General features: G+C 54.3%; 10 protein-coding genes. 1 reads left to right on the forward strand and 9 read right to left on the reverse strand.

The window, feature by feature from the left end; translation table 11 throughout:
• The 5 genes from DL239_RS07800 to DL239_RS21440 form a co-directional block, all read right to left on the reverse strand.
• On the reverse strand, positions 1–511 hold a 511-nt coding region (locus tag DL239_RS07800; protein ID WP_167683455.1), incomplete at its 3' end, for a GTP-binding protein.
• A 63-nt stretch (positions 512–574) separates the two neighbouring features.
• Entirely contained in the window at positions 575–2,692 is a 2,118-nt protein-coding gene (gene fusA / locus DL239_RS07805) for an elongation factor G (protein WP_167683456.1), read from the reverse strand.
• Positions 2,693–2,716: 24 nt separating this feature from the next.
• Positions 2,717–3,187 (reverse strand): 30S ribosomal protein S7, encoded by a 471-nt coding sequence (gene rpsG, locus DL239_RS07810; protein WP_138163922.1) that lies wholly within the window; start codon positions 3,185–3,187, stop codon positions 2,717–2,719.
• Between the two features lie 12 nt (positions 3,188–3,199).
• Complete coding sequence (gene rpsL, locus DL239_RS07815; protein WP_127750150.1) at positions 3,200–3,571, reverse strand: 30S ribosomal protein S12; 372 nt, start codon at positions 3,569–3,571, stop codon at positions 3,200–3,202.
• Between the two features lie 191 nt (positions 3,572–3,762).
• Positions 3,763–3,900, reverse strand: coding sequence for a hypothetical protein (locus DL239_RS21440; protein ID WP_206188391.1), 138 nt, complete (start codon positions 3,898–3,900; stop codon positions 3,763–3,765).
• Between the two features lie 54 nt (positions 3,901–3,954).
• On the opposite strand from DL239_RS21440, the gene DL239_RS07820 reads away from it, so the two are divergent.
• On the forward strand, positions 3,955–4,761 hold the full coding sequence (locus tag DL239_RS07820) for a putative rhamnosyl transferase (RefSeq protein ID WP_167683457.1): 807 nt from the start codon (positions 3,955–3,957) through the stop codon (positions 4,759–4,761).
• Here DL239_RS07820 and DL239_RS07825 read toward each other — a convergent pair.
• The 4 genes from DL239_RS07825 to rpoB form a co-directional block, all read right to left on the reverse strand.
• Positions 4,750–5,616 (reverse strand): DMT family transporter, encoded by an 867-nt coding sequence (locus tag DL239_RS07825; protein ID WP_167683458.1) that lies wholly within the window; start codon positions 5,614–5,616, stop codon positions 4,750–4,752. The two genes, DL239_RS07820 and DL239_RS07825, sit on opposite strands and share 12 nt — an antisense overlap.
• Positions 5,613–6,425 carry a glycosyltransferase gene (locus DL239_RS07830; RefSeq protein ID WP_167683459.1) on the reverse strand — a complete coding sequence of 271 codons (813 nt, stop codon included), beginning with the start codon at positions 6,423–6,425 and terminating at the stop codon, positions 5,613–5,615. The genes DL239_RS07825 and DL239_RS07830 overlap by 4 nt, the downstream gene beginning before the upstream one ends.
• Positions 6,426–6,643: 218 nt before the next feature.
• Positions 6,644–10,888 (reverse strand): DNA-directed RNA polymerase subunit beta', encoded by a 4,245-nt coding sequence (rpoC, locus tag DL239_RS07835; RefSeq protein ID WP_167683460.1) that lies wholly within the window; start codon positions 10,886–10,888, stop codon positions 6,644–6,646.
• A gap of 54 nt (positions 10,889–10,942) precedes the next feature.
• On the reverse strand, positions 10,943–15,079 hold the full coding sequence (rpoB, locus tag DL239_RS07840) for a DNA-directed RNA polymerase subunit beta (protein ID WP_167683461.1): 4,137 nt from the start codon (positions 15,077–15,079) through the stop codon (positions 10,943–10,945).
• Positions 15,080–15,313 lie beyond the last annotated feature (234 nt).

Consider the following 15,313-nt stretch of genomic DNA (forward strand, 5'->3'; position numbering starts at 1 on the left):
GAGCCGAACCAGGAATCACAGGAATGTCGTCGCCAGGGTATTCGTAAGAAGACAGCAGCTCGCGGATTTCCATTTCCACCAGTTCCAGCAGCTCTTCATCGTCTACCTGGTCAACTTTGTTCATGTAGACAACCATGTAAGGGATGCCAACCTGGCGACCCAACAGGATGTGCTCACGTGTCTGAGGCATTGGGCCATCAGCAGCGTTAACAACCAGGATAGCGCCGTCCATCTGAGCCGCACCAGTGATCATGTTTTTCACGTAGTCAGCGTGACCTGGGCAGTCAACGTGAGCGTAGTGACGGGTCTCTGTTTCGTACTCAACGTGAGCTGTCGAAATGGTGATACCACGTGCTTTTTCTTCCGGTGCGCCATCGATCTGGTCGTAGGCCTGGAAGTCACCAAAGTACTTGGTGATCGCTGCTGTCAGCGTGGTTTTGCCGTGGTCAACGTGGCCGATGGTGCCGATGTTGACGTGTGGTTTGTTACGTTCGAACTTTTCCTTAGCCATAATGGCCTCCTATTTGTTTGAGGCGAGTGCGCGACAATCGCGCACTCGCTAAATATTTGACGCTTATGCGTATTTCGCCTGGATCTCTTCCGAAATTGCATTCGGAACCGGATCGTAGTGGTCAAACTGCATGGAGAACTGGGCGCGGCCCGAGCTCATCGAACGCAGAGTGTTGATGTAGCCGAACATGTTGGCCAGAGGCACCATGGCGTCGATAGCAATCGCGTGACCGCGAGGCTCTTGGCCAGTTACCTGACCACGACGGGATGTCAGATCACCAATGATACCACCTGTGTATTCTTCAGGTGTGATCACTTCGACCTTCATGATTGGCTCAAGCATCTTCGCACCGGCAAGGCGCATACCTTCACGCATACACATCCGGGATGCGATTTCGAAGGCCAGGATGCTGGAGTCAACGTCGTGGAACTTACCGTCAAGCAGCTGAACCTTAAAGTCGATCACAGGGAAGCCAGCCAGAGGGCCAGAGTCCATGACAGACTTGATGCCTTTTTCAACGCCAGGGATGTATTCCTTAGGCACCGCACCACCAACAATTTTGGATTCGAAGGAGAAACCTTCGCCCGCTTCTGTTGGAGAGATCAGCAGTTTCACTTCGCCGTACTGACCCGAACCACCCGACTGTTTCTTGTGGGTGTAGGTGTGCTCGACTTCGTGACCGATGGTCTCGCGGTAAGCAACCTGAGGGGCACCGATGTTGGCTTCAACCTTGAATTCACGACGCAGACGATCAACCAGAATATCCAGGTGAAGTTCGCCCATGCCTTTCATGATTGTCTGACCGGATTCGATGTCGGTCTCAACACGGAAGGAAGGATCTTCTGCCGCCAGGCGCTGAAGGCCAGTCGACATCTTTTCCTGGTCGCCTTTAGTCTTAGGCTCAACCGCAATCTCGATAACCGGATCAGGGAAGGTCATTGTTTCCAGAACAACAGGTTCGTTGACAGCACAGAGTGTGTCACCGGTTGTTGTGTCCTTCAGACCGCCCAGAGCGATAATGTCGCCAGCGAATGCTTCGCTGATTTCATCACGGTCGTTGGAGTGCATGATCATCATGCGGCCAACGCGCTCTTTTTTACCTTTGGTCGAGTTCAGGAAGCTGTCGCCCTTTTCGAGTTTACCGGAGTAAATACGAGTGAAGGTCAGCGAGCCAACAAAGGGGTCATTCCAGATTTTGAATGCCAGCGCCGAGAACGCCATGTCATCATCCGCACGGCGGGCGATGTTACGGACTTCTTCTTCGTCACCGGGAGCAAAACCCATGTAATCAACAACGTCCAGCGGGCTGGGCAGATAGTCGATTACAGCGTTCAATAGAGGCTGAACACCTTTGTTTTTGAACGCGGAGCCACCAAGCACAGGAACGAATTCCATAGCCAGTGTACCTTTGCGGATCAGGCTGCGCAGCGTGGCTACGTCAGGCTCTTCACCTTCCAGGTAAGCTTCCATTGCGTCGTCGTCCATTTCGACGGCCGCTTCGATCATTTTGCCGCGCCATTCGTCAGCCATGTCTTGCAGGCTTTCACGAATAGGAGCTTTGACCCAAGATGCGCCAAGGTCTTCACCTTCCCACAACCATTCTTCCATGGTTACGAGGTCCAGCAGACCTTCCAGCTCGGTTTCTGCACCGATAGGAATAGCCACTGGAACAGCACGTGTACCGGTACGCTCTTCAATCATGTTTACACAGTTGAAGAAGTCAGCGCCGATCTTGTCCATCTTGTTGACAAAAACCATACGCGGAACTTTGTAGCGGTCAGCCTGACGCCAAACGGTTTCAGTCTGAGGCTCAACACCAGCGTTGGCGTCAAGAACACAGACAGCACCATCGAGAACCGCTAGCGAACGCTCAACTTCAATAGTGAAGTCAACGTGGCCAGGGGTGTCGATGATGTTCATGCGGTGCTTTTCAGAATCCGCAGAAACGCCGTCTTCGGTGCGTTCCCAGAATGTGGTTGTCGCAGCCGAAGTGATGGTGATGCCACGTTCCTGCTCCTGCTCCATGTGATCCATGGTAGCAGCGCCGTCGTGAACTTCGCCGATGTTGTGTGACTTACCAGTATAAAACAGGATGCGCTCGGAGCAGGTAGTTTTACCTGCATCGATGTGCGCCATGATCCCGAAATTACGGTAGCGGTCGAGGGGATATTCGCGAGCCATTGTTCTCGTCCTAATCCTTAGAGGTTACCAGCGATAATGGCTGAATGCTTTGTTAGCATCGGCCATCTTATGGGTGTCTTCGCGCTTTTTAACGGCGGAACCACGGGACTGGACAGCGTCCATAAGCTCGCCTGCAAGGCGCTCTTCCATGGTGTTCTCGTTGCGGGCACGGGAAGCGTTGATCAACCAGCGGATGGCCAGAGCTTCGCGGCGCTCAGGGCGTACTTCAACAGGAACCTGGTAAGTAGCACCACCAACACGGCGCGAACGAACTTCGACCGAAGGTTTGATGTTGTCGAGGGCTTCGTGGAAGACTTCAACAGGCGAACGCTTGATCTTGCTTTCAACGCGATCCATCGCGTTGTAAACGATCCGCTCTGCGACCGACTTCTTACCGTCGATCATCAGGTTGTTCATGAATTTGCTCAATACGCGATCGCCGAATTTGGCGTCGGGTAGAATTTCGCGCTTCTCAGCGGCGTGACGACGTGACATCGAATATTCCTCTTACTTAGGACGCTTCGCGCCGTACTTCGAACGACGTTGTTTACGGTCTTTAACGCCCTGGGTATCCAGAACACCGCGCAGGATGTGGTAACGAACGCCTGGAAGATCCTTTACCCGGCCGCCACGGATCAGAACCACAGAGTGCTCCTGAAGGTTGTGGCTTTCACCTGGGATGTAGGAGATCACTTCGAAACCGTTGGTCAGGCGAACCTTGGCAACTTTCCGCATCGCGGAGTTAGGTTTCTTAGGAGTGGTCGTGTACACGCGTGTGCAGACGCCGCGCTTTTGCGGGCAGCCTTGCATGTGCATGGACTTCGAGCGTTTTACTTTCGGCTGCCGCGGTTTGCGGATCAGCTGTTGAATCGTTGGCATTCCGGTTCATTCCCCGTTTTGCAACTCATGGTCATGCACGCCTAGGCGTGCGGCTCAATTCTTTCACGCTATGATATCACAAGCGCAAAAACCGCAATCGCTCCCATTCCGAGGTGAACGACGCGGTGGGTTTACAGAGGAAGCAAGCGATAGGTGCTTGAATCTTGGTCCACTACAGTTTTGATATCGGCTTATGAGGAGACCCCCAAATGCCGGATAACGCGCGTATATGGGGAGTCGCTGATGATGTCAACAGGGGCCAAGTCAGCCTTATCTGCCTGCTCCATTCCCCGCTGAAACGGCCCGTGGAACAACTTGTCGACAGTCATTGGCCGCGCCATAGTGCTCTATACGTTTCCATTTTGCGATCGAGGTTGAATTTCATGCAAATCATTGGACTGTGCCGGTTCTCATACCCTGCTTATGGTGGGTTCCAAGTAGAACATGATACGATAGAAGAACGGATCGCCTATCTTTATGGTGAGCAACGTATGGAAGAACGTTTTCAACTGATGGAAACCGTCGCCCTGCCCTGCCTGAAAGAACAGACAGATCAGGATTTTGAACTGATCATCGTGATCGGCGACAGCTTGCCTAAACACCATCTTGATCGACTACGTGATCTCTGTGTGGGCATCCCACAGATCCGAATTCATTCCGAGCCGCCAAGGAAACAACGGGCGGTGATGAAAGAGATCCTGAACGCGGCGCGCCGGGATCCATCACAACCCTGCCTTCAGTTCCGCCATGATGACGATGATGCCGTTTCGGTGAACTTTATTGAACGGCTGCGGGGCACGGTGTCAGATTGCTCGGGTCTTGTCGCCAAGAACCGCACCATCGCCTTTGACTTTAATCGCGGCTACGCGGCGAAAGTCGGTGCCAACGGCATAACAGCGACCGAAATCCACCGCCCATACTATGTAGCGTCCCTAGGCATGTATGTGGAAGGTAACTGTCACCTAACCATCATGAACTTTGCCCATGAGAAAATTCACCGGTTCATGCCCACCGTAACAATCACTGACGACCCAATGTTCGTCCGCACCCATAATACATTTAACGACTCACGACAAAAGCCAGTAAAGGCCATTCCGGTCGAGACTCTTACTCCGGAACAGGAAGGTGAGTTTCTCGCCCGGTTCGCAATGGACAGCGATCATATTCGGCGAGTGTTTTCACCCGGCTGAAATCTTCCGTTCGCGGTAAAGCGTGAACAGACCGGTGGCGACGACAATCATGGCCCCCAACAGTGTCAGCACGTCTGGCCAATCGCCAAACACCAACCAACCCAACAGCAAGGCCCAGAGCAACCCAGTGTAGCGGAACGGCGAGATAAAGGCGACGTCTCCAACCCGCATTGTCATGACCGAACAAAGATAGCCGGCGAAAATGAACAAGGCCGCGCCGACAACTGCAGTTAGGCTATGCACTGAAACCGGCTCCCATGTGACCTGTGTAGACGCCACGATCGCGCACAACAGAACTGTGAGCGAGGCCATCAAAGTCACCACCATAGACGGAACCTCGGCCGACATGCGCCGGGTCACCAGATCGCGCGCGGTAATGGCTAAAACCGCTGCCAACGCATAAAGCGTCCCTTCACCGAACCCATCAACACCGGGGCGAATGATCAACAGAACGCCGCAAAACCCAACCAAAATGGCGGACAACCTACGCCAGCCAACAGGCTCGCCAAAGAACACGGCGGCCCCAAGCGTGATGGTCAGCGGCAAACTTTGAAGGATTGCGGTAAGATTGGCTAGGGGTGTCACCATCAGGGCGGTCAGGAACAGATAGGTGGCAGTGACTTCGGCTGCACAACGAGCAGCAATGAGCCCCCAGTCGCGCCGAGGCAAGTTCCACCGGAGCGACCCCATCCGCCGTGCTAGTACATAAATCAGGATGCTGGCAACTGCACCGCGCAGGGTCAGGATCTGCGACAATGGCATCGCGGCCCCGACAGATTTCACCAGCGCATCATTAAAGGTGAACCCCGCCATACTGCCCATCATCAGCAGCGCACCAAGCTGGTTGCCGGTCACTGAAGCAGATCCTGCAAAGTGTCTACCGACAGACCAAAGTGCTGCTTCAACTTTTCGTCGATCTGATCTTTGCTCCAATTACGGGTCAGGCCCATCTGCGTTGGCTGGGATTTGTTGTCGCCATGAATAGTGCGCACAAAGGACGGCACCGAAATATCCGAGAATGTGTTGAAGTGCTGGGCAAACTTTCGGTGGTTATAGCGATAGGGATTGGAACCATGGCCAGCAGGCGCCACCAATGCGGTTCCCGTCGATAAAGGTGCCCTTTCGCAAGCGTCATATATCTCGACGCCATCATCAGTCTTGTGTGCGTAAAAGCCACGGTTGTTAGCAAGAACAAAGGGTGTGCCCGACCCTTGCAAGGGGATCATTCCCAGCGCCAAATGTTTGGCCCGACGCACAAAGTCAAAATCCACGGCGTCATCATCATCCAGCCGAAACAGGATCTGGTGGCTGGCACCGTCCAGCGGCACCGAAGCATAGGCTTGCTTTAACAGGTTGTAGTGATTGCCAGTACCCACAGGGCGAACGACCACATTGGGGTACGGCTCCAACACATCAAGAAGGTGGGCCATATATGGGGCGGGCATGGATTCGGCGGTCAGAACCACCAGAGTAAAGTCTTTGTCGCTTTGCCGAACCAACGACGGCAAGCACAGGGTTTCAAAGATCCGAAATCGAAGCTCCATCCGCTCTTCTGAAAACAGATGCGCGGCAGTTTCCTCAATCGTCTTGAACCGCTCGGAATAATAGGTCGGGCTGAGTACTGAAAAGCGCAACAGTCCAACCATTTTGACACTCAATTCCATAGTTCGCCCCGGAGCTTTTGCTTGTTTTGCCGACCCAATCATCATGAACAGGGAAAGAAAAGAGAAATTTCGACGGTTTCCAGCACGCCCGATGCCTCTGCCATCTGTAATAAAGGGAATGCAGCCAAATTGGTATTTTGAGGTGCTGGAAGTTGCACCATGAAAAAAGCCCCCGCGCATCTCTGCGCGGGGGCTCTTCAATTCATGTGATCAAGCGATCAATCGCGGCTTTCCGGCGTTTCCACCAGATTGTCGAAAGTGTCGCCACCAATGATGTCTTCTTCCATCACAGGGGCAGCCAGGGCTGCAGCAGCTTCGGCCTCTTCGCGGCGCGCTTCGAGCACGACATTGTCGCGACCCTGAGCAATATTGCGCACACGATCGGTAGCACCACCAGTACCGGCTGGGATCAGACGACCAACAATGACGTTCTCTTTCAGACCAACCAGTTTGTCGCGCTTACCCTGTACCGATGCTTCGGTCAGAACTCGTGTGGTTTCCTGGAACGAAGCAGCCGAGATGAACGAACGGGTCTGCAACGAAGCCTTGGTGATCCCAAGCAGGATCGGTTCGCCACGGGCCAAACGACCACCCTTGGAGTCAGCTTTGGCACAGGCCAAGTCGAACTCGTGCTTATCGACGTGTTCGCCCTTGAGCAGGGTGGTGTCACCGCTGTCCAAAACTTCCCACTTCTGCAGCATCTGACGAACGATAACCTCGATGTGCTTATCGTTGATCTTCACGCCCTGCAGACGATAAACGTCCTGCACTTCGTCGATCATGTAGTCAGCCAGCGCTTCGACGCCCATAACCGCAAGAATATCGTGCGGAGCTGGGTTACCGTCCATCAGGTATTCACCCTTAGCGATGAAGTCACCTTCTTGAACCGGGATGTGCTTGCCCTTGGGCACCATGTATTCCACGGTTTCCATTGACTCGTCAGCTGGTTCAATCGAGACGCGACGCTTGTTCTTGTAGTCGCGGCCAAAGCGGACGTAACCATCGATTTCGGCGATGATCGCGTGATCTTTTGGACGACGTGCTTCGAACAGTTCCGCAACCCGTGGCAGACCACCGGTAATATCCTTGGTCTTGGCGCCTTCACGCGGGATACGCGCAATAACGTCACCGGCCTGGACTTCGTCACCGTCTTCAATCGACAGAACCGCGTCAACCGACATGCCATAGTGAACCGGGTGTCCCAGATCATTGCGGACAGGTTCGCCATCTTTGTCCACCAGAATAAGTTCCGGCTTCAGCTCGCCACCCTTTGGAGCCGTACGCCAGTCGATCACGATCTTCTGTGTCATACCGGTGGCTTCATCGGTTTCTTCGCGCAGTGCGATACCGTTCGCCAGATCGACGTATTTAATAGTACCCGCTTTCTCGGCCAGGATTGGCAGAGTGTAGGGATCCCATTCGTACATCTTGTCACCGCGGATCACTTCCTGACCTTCGGATACGAACAGCTTGGAACCATAGGCCAGTTTGTGGCTGGAGCGCTCTTCACCGTGCTCATCCTGGATGATCAGCTTCATGCTGCGGCCCAGAACCATGACTTCGCCGCTGGCGTTCGTCAGTGTCTGTGCGTTCTCAAAGACAATCTTACCGTCAACCGAGGCTTCCTGGAACGACTGCTGACCAGCCTGCGCAACACCACCAATGTGGAATGTACGCATAGTCAGCTGTGTACCAGGTTCACCAATCGACTGCGCCGCGATGATACCGACGGCTTCGCCAGTGTTCACCATGGTACCGCGCGCCAAGTCACGGCCGTAGCACATGACGCAGACGCCTTCTTCGGCCTCACAGGTCAGCGGGCTACGCAGACGGGCAGAGCGAACGCCAGCCTCTTCGATGGCGTCAGCCATACGTTCGTCAATCAGCTGACCATGAGCAACAAGCACATCCTCGGTACCTGGCTTCTTGATGTCTTCGGCTGCAACACGACCCAGAACACGTTCGCCCAGAGTTGCAACAACCTCACCATCGTTGACCGCTGCCACAGCAGTGATCGCAGCATCGGTGCCACAGTCATGATCGCGAACGATACAATCCTGAGCAACGTCCACCAGACGACGGGTCAGATACCCCGAGTTCGCAGTTTTCAAAGCCGTATCCGACAGACCCTTACGGGCACCGTGTGTAGAGTTGAAGTACTCCAACACGGTCAGACCTTCTTTAAAGTTCGAGATAATCGGTGTCTCGATGATGTCGCCGTTTGGCTTGGCCATCAGACCACGCATACCACCCAGCTGTTTCATCTGAGTAACCGAACCACGCGCACCAGAGTGGGCCATCATGTAAACCGAGTTCGGCTCCATTTCAGCACCAGCCTCGTTGCGCTTGGATGCCGAAATGGCACCCATCATCGCGTCGGTGACTTTGTCGTTACACTTGGCCCAGGCATCAACAACTTTGTTGTACTTTTCGCCCTGTGTGATCAGGCCGTCCATGTACTGCTGTTCAAAATCCTTGACCATCTCACGGGTTTCATCAACCAGTGGCCACTTGGTGTCCGGGATCAGCATGTCGTCTTTACCGAACGAGATACCGGCCTTGAACGCCTCTTTAAAGCCCATGGTCATGATCTGGTCACAGAAGATGACCGACTCTTTCTGACCGCAGTAACGGTAGACCGTATCAATAACAGTCTGGACTTCTTTCTTACGCAGCAGGCGGTTGACCAGCTTGAACGGCGCCTTGGCGTTCATTGGCAACAAAGAACCCAGGATCATACGGCCCGGAGTGGTTTCAAAGCGCTCTTGCACTTCGTTACCTTCTTCGTCGATCTGCGTCATCCGTGCAGTGATCTTGGAATGCAGGTGAACCTGCTTGGCATCCAGCGCGTGCTGAACTTCTTCCAGTGACGAGAACACCGAGCCTTCACCCGGCATGCCTTCACGCTCCAGGGTCACATAGTAGAGACCCAAGATCATATCCTGCGACGGAACAATGATCGGAGCACCGTTTGCAGGTGACAGAACGTTGTTGGTCGACATCATCAGAACACGTGCTTCCAACTGGGCCTCAAGGCTCAGTGGAACGTGGACCGCCATCTGGTCACCATCAAAGTCAGCGTTGAACGCCGAACAGACCAGTGGGTGCAGCTGGATAGCCTTACCTTCGATCAGCGTGGGTTCGAATGCCTGAATACCAAGACGGTGCAGTGTAGGCGCACGGTTCAGCATGACTGGGTGTTCGCGGATCACTTCGTCCAGGATATCCCAAACTTCTGGACGCTCTTTTTCAACCAGCTTCTTGGCTTGCTTCACTGTGGAAGACAGACCTTTGGCCTCAAGACGCGAATAGATGAACGGCTTGAACAGCTCCAATGCCATCTTTTTCGGCAGACCACATTGGTGCAGCTTCAGCTCCGGACCAGTCACAATGACCGAACGACCTGAGAAGTCGACGCGCTTACCCAAAAGGTTTTGACGGAAGCGACCTTGCTTACCTTTCAGCATGTCGGACAGCGATTTCAGCGGACGCTTGTTGGCGCCAGTGATTACGCGACCACGACGGCCGTTGTCGAAAAGAGCATCAACCGATTCCTGCAACATCCGCTTTTCGTTACGGACGATGATGTCAGGTGCGCGCAGTTCGATCAGGCGCTTCAGACGGTTGTTCCGGTTAATAACGCGGCGATACAGATCGTTCAGATCCGACGTCGCGAAACGACCGCCATCCAGAGGCACCAGCGGGCGCAGTTCTGGCGGGATCACTGGGATCACAGTCAGAACCATCCACTCAGGGCGGTTGCCGGATTCCAGGAAGCTTTCGACAACCTTCAGGCGCTTGATGATCTTCTTAGGCTTCAGCTCACCAGTGGCTTCGGCCAGATCAGCACGCAGCTGGTCAGCTTCGGCTTCCAGATCGATAGCCGAAAGCATTTCACGGATCGCTTCGGCGCCGATGTTGGCGGTGAAGGCGTCCATGCCATAGGCATCCTGAGCGTCCATGAACTCTTCTTCGGTCATCATCTGACCGTAAGTCAGATCAGTCAGACCGGGTTCGATCACAACGTAGTTTTCGAAGTACAGAACACGTTCCAGATCACGCAGTGTCATGTCCAGCATCAGGCCGATGCGCGATGGCAGCGACTTGAGGAACCAGATGTGTGCTACTGGCGAAGCCAGCTCGATGTGGCCCATACGCTCGCGGCGTACCTTTTGCAGCGTAACTTCAACACCACATTTTTCGCAGACAACGCCGCGATATTTCATGCGCTTATATTTGCCGCACAGACATTCGTAGTCTTTGATAGGGCCAAAGATACGTGCGCAGAACAGGCCATCACGCTCTGGCTTGAACGTACGGTAGTTGATGGTTTCTGGCTTTTTGATTTCGCCATACGACCACGACAGGATCCGCTCTGGCGAGGCCAGCGAGACTTTGATCTCGTCGAACACCTTTGGTGGTGTCAGCGGGTTGAACGGGTTGTTCGTCAGTTCCTGGTTCATTTTTGAATCCTCAAATTCGTGCGGAAGGGTTGTGGGGGTAAGGGCGCGAGACCCTTACTCGTCCACCTCCGCATCCAGGAGTTCCATATTCAGGCCAAGGCCACGAACTTCTTTCACCAGAACGTTAAACGATTCTGGGACGCCTGCTTCGTAGTTGTCCTCGCCCTTGACGATGCTTTCATAGACCTTGGTCCGGCCTGCCACGTCATCCGACTTAACGGTGAGCATTTCCTGCAGGGTATAGGCAGCGCCGTAAGCTTCGAGAGCCCAGACTTCCATTTCCCCGAAACGCTGACCACCGAACTGCGCCTTACCACCCAGCGGCTGCTGAGTAACAAGCGAGTATGGTCCGGTCGAACGTGCGTGGATTTTGTCATCCACCAGGTGGTGCAGTTTCAGCAGGTACTTCATGCCGACGGTAACAGGGCGGGCAAACTGCTCACCTGTACGACCATCAAACAATACCGACTGACCGCTTTCCGAGAAGCCAGCGCGAACCAGAGCGTCATTGACGTCTGCTTCTTTGGCACCATCGAATACCGGAGTAGCGATCGGAACACCGCTGGTAACGTTACCAGCCGCTTCAACCAGCTCTTCCTCGGTCATGTCTGCCAGACCATCGGCATAGACCTGGTCGCCATAGGCGTGCTGCATCGCATCGCGAACTGGGGTCAGGTCGCCGGAACGACGGTACTCACCCAATGCTTCGTCGATGTTGATACCCAGACCGCGAGCGGCCCAACCCATGTGAGTTTCAAGGATCTGACCAACGTTCATACGCGAAGGCACACCCAGGGGGTTCAGACAGAAGTCAACCGGCGTACCATCGGCCAGGAACGGCATGTCTTCCATAGGTACAACCTTGGAAATAACACCTTTGTTCCCGTGACGACCGGCCATTTTATCACCCGGCTGCAGCTTACGCTTCACCGCGATGAATACTTTGACCATCTTCATCACACCTGGCGGCAGATCGTCGCCACGACGGACTTTCTCGACTTTGTCCTCAAAACGGGCATCCAAAGCGCGCTTTTGCACTTCGTACTGCTCGTTCAGAGCCTCAACAGCCTGAGCGCCCTTCTCGTCTTCCAGAGCCAACATCCACCACTGACTGCGGATCATTGAGGTCAGCATTTCCTCGGTGATCACGGTACCACCGCGGATACCGCGTGGACCTTTGACAGCTGTCTGACCCAGCACCATGCCTTTTAGGCGGGCATAGATGTTGCGGTCCAGGATTGTCAGCTCATCGTCGCGGTCACGGGCCAGACGTTCAACTTCTTCACGCTCGATCTGGATCGCACGTTCGTCTTTTTCCACACCGTGGCGGTTAAAGACGCGAACTTCTACGACTGTACCAAAGTCACCTGGCTTGACGCGCAGCGATGTATCGCGAACGTCCGAGGCTTTCTCACCAAAGATGGCGCGCAGCAGTTTTTCTTCTGGCGTCATTGGGCTTTCGCCCTTTGGTGTGATCTTACCAACCAGAATGTCGCCCGGCTCTACATCGGCGCCGATGTAAACAATACCAGCTTCGTCAAGGTTGCGCAGGGCTTCCTCGCCGACGTTTGGAATGTCGCGGGTGATTTCTTCTGGGCCAAGCTTTGTATCACGGGCTGCGACTTCGAATTCTTCGATGTGAACCGATGTGAATACGTCATCACGCGCGATGCGCTCAGAGATCAGGATGGAGTCTTCGTAGTTGTAGCCGTTCCAAGGCATAAACGCGACGACCACGTTTTTACCCAGAGCCAGTTCACCAAGATCCGTAGACGGACCGTCAGCAATAACTTCGCCCTTACGAACAGTGTCACCCACCTTCACCAGCGGACGCTGGTTGATGCAAGTGTTCTGGTTCGAACGCTGGAACTTGCGCATGCGATAGATATCAACGCCTGCATCACCCAGTTCGAGATCAGCTGTCGCGCGGATAACGATACGCTGAGCGTCAACCTGGTCAACGATACCAGCGCGCTTGGCCATGTAGGCCGCACCAGAGTCACGGGCAACAACTTCTTCGATACCGGTTCCGACCAGCGGAGCTTCGGCACGCAGCAGTGGAACCGCCTGACGCATCATGTTCGAACCCATCAGGGCCCGGTTCGCATCGTCGTTTTCTAGGAACGGGATCAGCGAGGCAGCAACAGATACCAACTGCTTGGGCGACACATCGATCAGGTCAACGTTTTCACGCTGCGCCAGTGTGTAGTCACCGGACTGGCGTGTAGACACCAGTTCGTTGATGAAGTTGCCGTTCTCGTCCAGCGTCGCGTTGGCCTGCGCCACAGTGTGACGCATTTCTTCGGTTGCTGACATGTAGTGAACTTCGTCGGTCACGTGACCGTCGGTTACCACACGATAAGGTGTTTCGATGAAGCCGTATTTGTTCACGCGGGCATAAGTAGCCAGCGAGTTGATCAGACCAATGTTCGGGCCTTCAGGCGTTTCAATCGGGCACATCCGACCATAGTGGGTCGGGTGAACGTCGCGTACTTCAAAGCCAGCACGTTCGCGGGTCAAACCGCCAGGTCCAAGCGCCGAGAGACGGCGTTTGTGTGTCACTTCGGACAGCGGGTTGGTTTGGTCCATGAACTGAGACAGCTGCGAGGAACCGAAGAATTCACGCACCGCAGCAGCAGCTGGCTTGGCGTTGATCAGGTCCTGCGGCATCACAGTGTCGATTTCGACCGAAGACATACGCTCTTTGATCGCGCGCTCCATGCGCAGCAGACCAACGCGGTACTGGTTTTCCATCAACTCGCCAACGGAACGCACACGACGGTTGCCCAAGTGGTCAATGTCGTCAACGCCGCCGCGACCATCACGCAGGTCAACCAGCGCTTTGATGCAAGAAATGATATCTTCTTTGCGCAGTGTCCGCTGAGTATCGTCAGCATCCAAAGCCAGACGCATGTTCATTTTCACACGACCAACGGCCGACAGATCATAACGCTCGCTATCGAAGAACAGGGTGTCGAACAGCGCCGAAGCTGCTTCGACGGTGGGTGGCTCACCCGGACGCATAACGCGGTAGATGTCCATGAGCGCGGTGTCGCGACCCATGTTCTTGTCTGCCGCCATAGTGTTGCGCATGTATGGGCCGACATTGATGTTATCGATGTCCAGTACAGGAATCTCGGTGATGCCCGCGTCCATCAGGTCCTTGAGCGAGCCGCCAATGAGCTCACCGGACTTGTCGTATTCCATGGTCAGCTCGTCGCCGGCCTCGACATAGATGGCGCCGTTTTCTTCGTTGATGATATCCTTGGCGACGAATTTGCCCAAGATGTGATCAAACGGAACAAGCAGATCCGAAACAGACCCCTCGTCGATCAGCTTCTTAGCTGCGCGAGGAGTGATTTTCTTGCCGGTTTCAGCAATGATTTCGCCAGTCTTGGCGTCAACCAGATCATAGGTAGGACGGGTGCCGCGCACGCGCTCAGGGAAGAACGGGGTAACCCAACCACGGCCTTGCTCCAGAGTGTAGCTAACGGTGTCATAGTAGGCATCCATGATGCCTTCCTGGTCCAGACCCAGAGCGTAAAGCAGGGTTGTGACAGGCAGTTTGCGGCGACGGTCGATACGCGCAAAGACGATGTCTTTGGCGTCGAATTCAAAGTCCAGCCACGAGCCGCGGTACGGGATGATGCGGCAAGCAAACAGCAGTTTACCTGAAGAGTGGGTTTTGCCTTTGTCGTGATCAAAGAACACACCAGGCGAACGGTGCATCTGCGAAACGATTACCCGCTCGGTGCCGTTCACAACAAATGTGCCGTTCGGTGTCATCAGTGGCATGTCGCCCATGAAGACGTCTTGTTCTTTGATGTCTTTAACCGATTTCGCACCGGTATCTTCATCGATATCGAATACGATCAGACGCAGTGTAACCTTCAGCGGAGCCGCATAGGTCATGTCGCGCTGCATACACTCTTCGACGTCATACTTAGGCTTTTCAAGATCGTATTTCACGAATTCCAGAATGGAAGTTTCGTTGAAATCCTTAATCGGGAAAACCGACTGGAACACGCCATTGATGCCTTCGCCGTCCAACGGCTGGGGTTCATCACCGGAGCGCAAGAAAAGATCATAAGAAGATTTCTGCACCTCAATGAGGTTCGGCATCTCCAGAACTTCACGGATTTTGCCGTAATATGTACGAAGACGTTTCTGGCCAAGGAACGATTGAGCCATGTCAGATGTCACCTTTTTAAATTCTCACCGGTCAAGGATGCCGCCGGGTTCCAGCACCTTGCCCATACGAGACAGCTTGGTCGGATCAATTCATGGCCACCGTCCCGAATGGCGGCCTCCCGATCCATATAACCTCGCCTTAGAAAACGCCTGACTTCATCAGGCCCTTTCTAAGACAGGTTCGGCTGGACCCGGATATTGTCCGGATCCAGCCAAATTTCGAAAGCAGCCCGC

It is taken from the genome of Parasedimentitalea denitrificans (assembly GCF_011813015.1).
GTDB lineage: Bacteria > Pseudomonadota > Alphaproteobacteria > Rhodobacterales > Rhodobacteraceae > Parasedimentitalea > Parasedimentitalea denitrificans.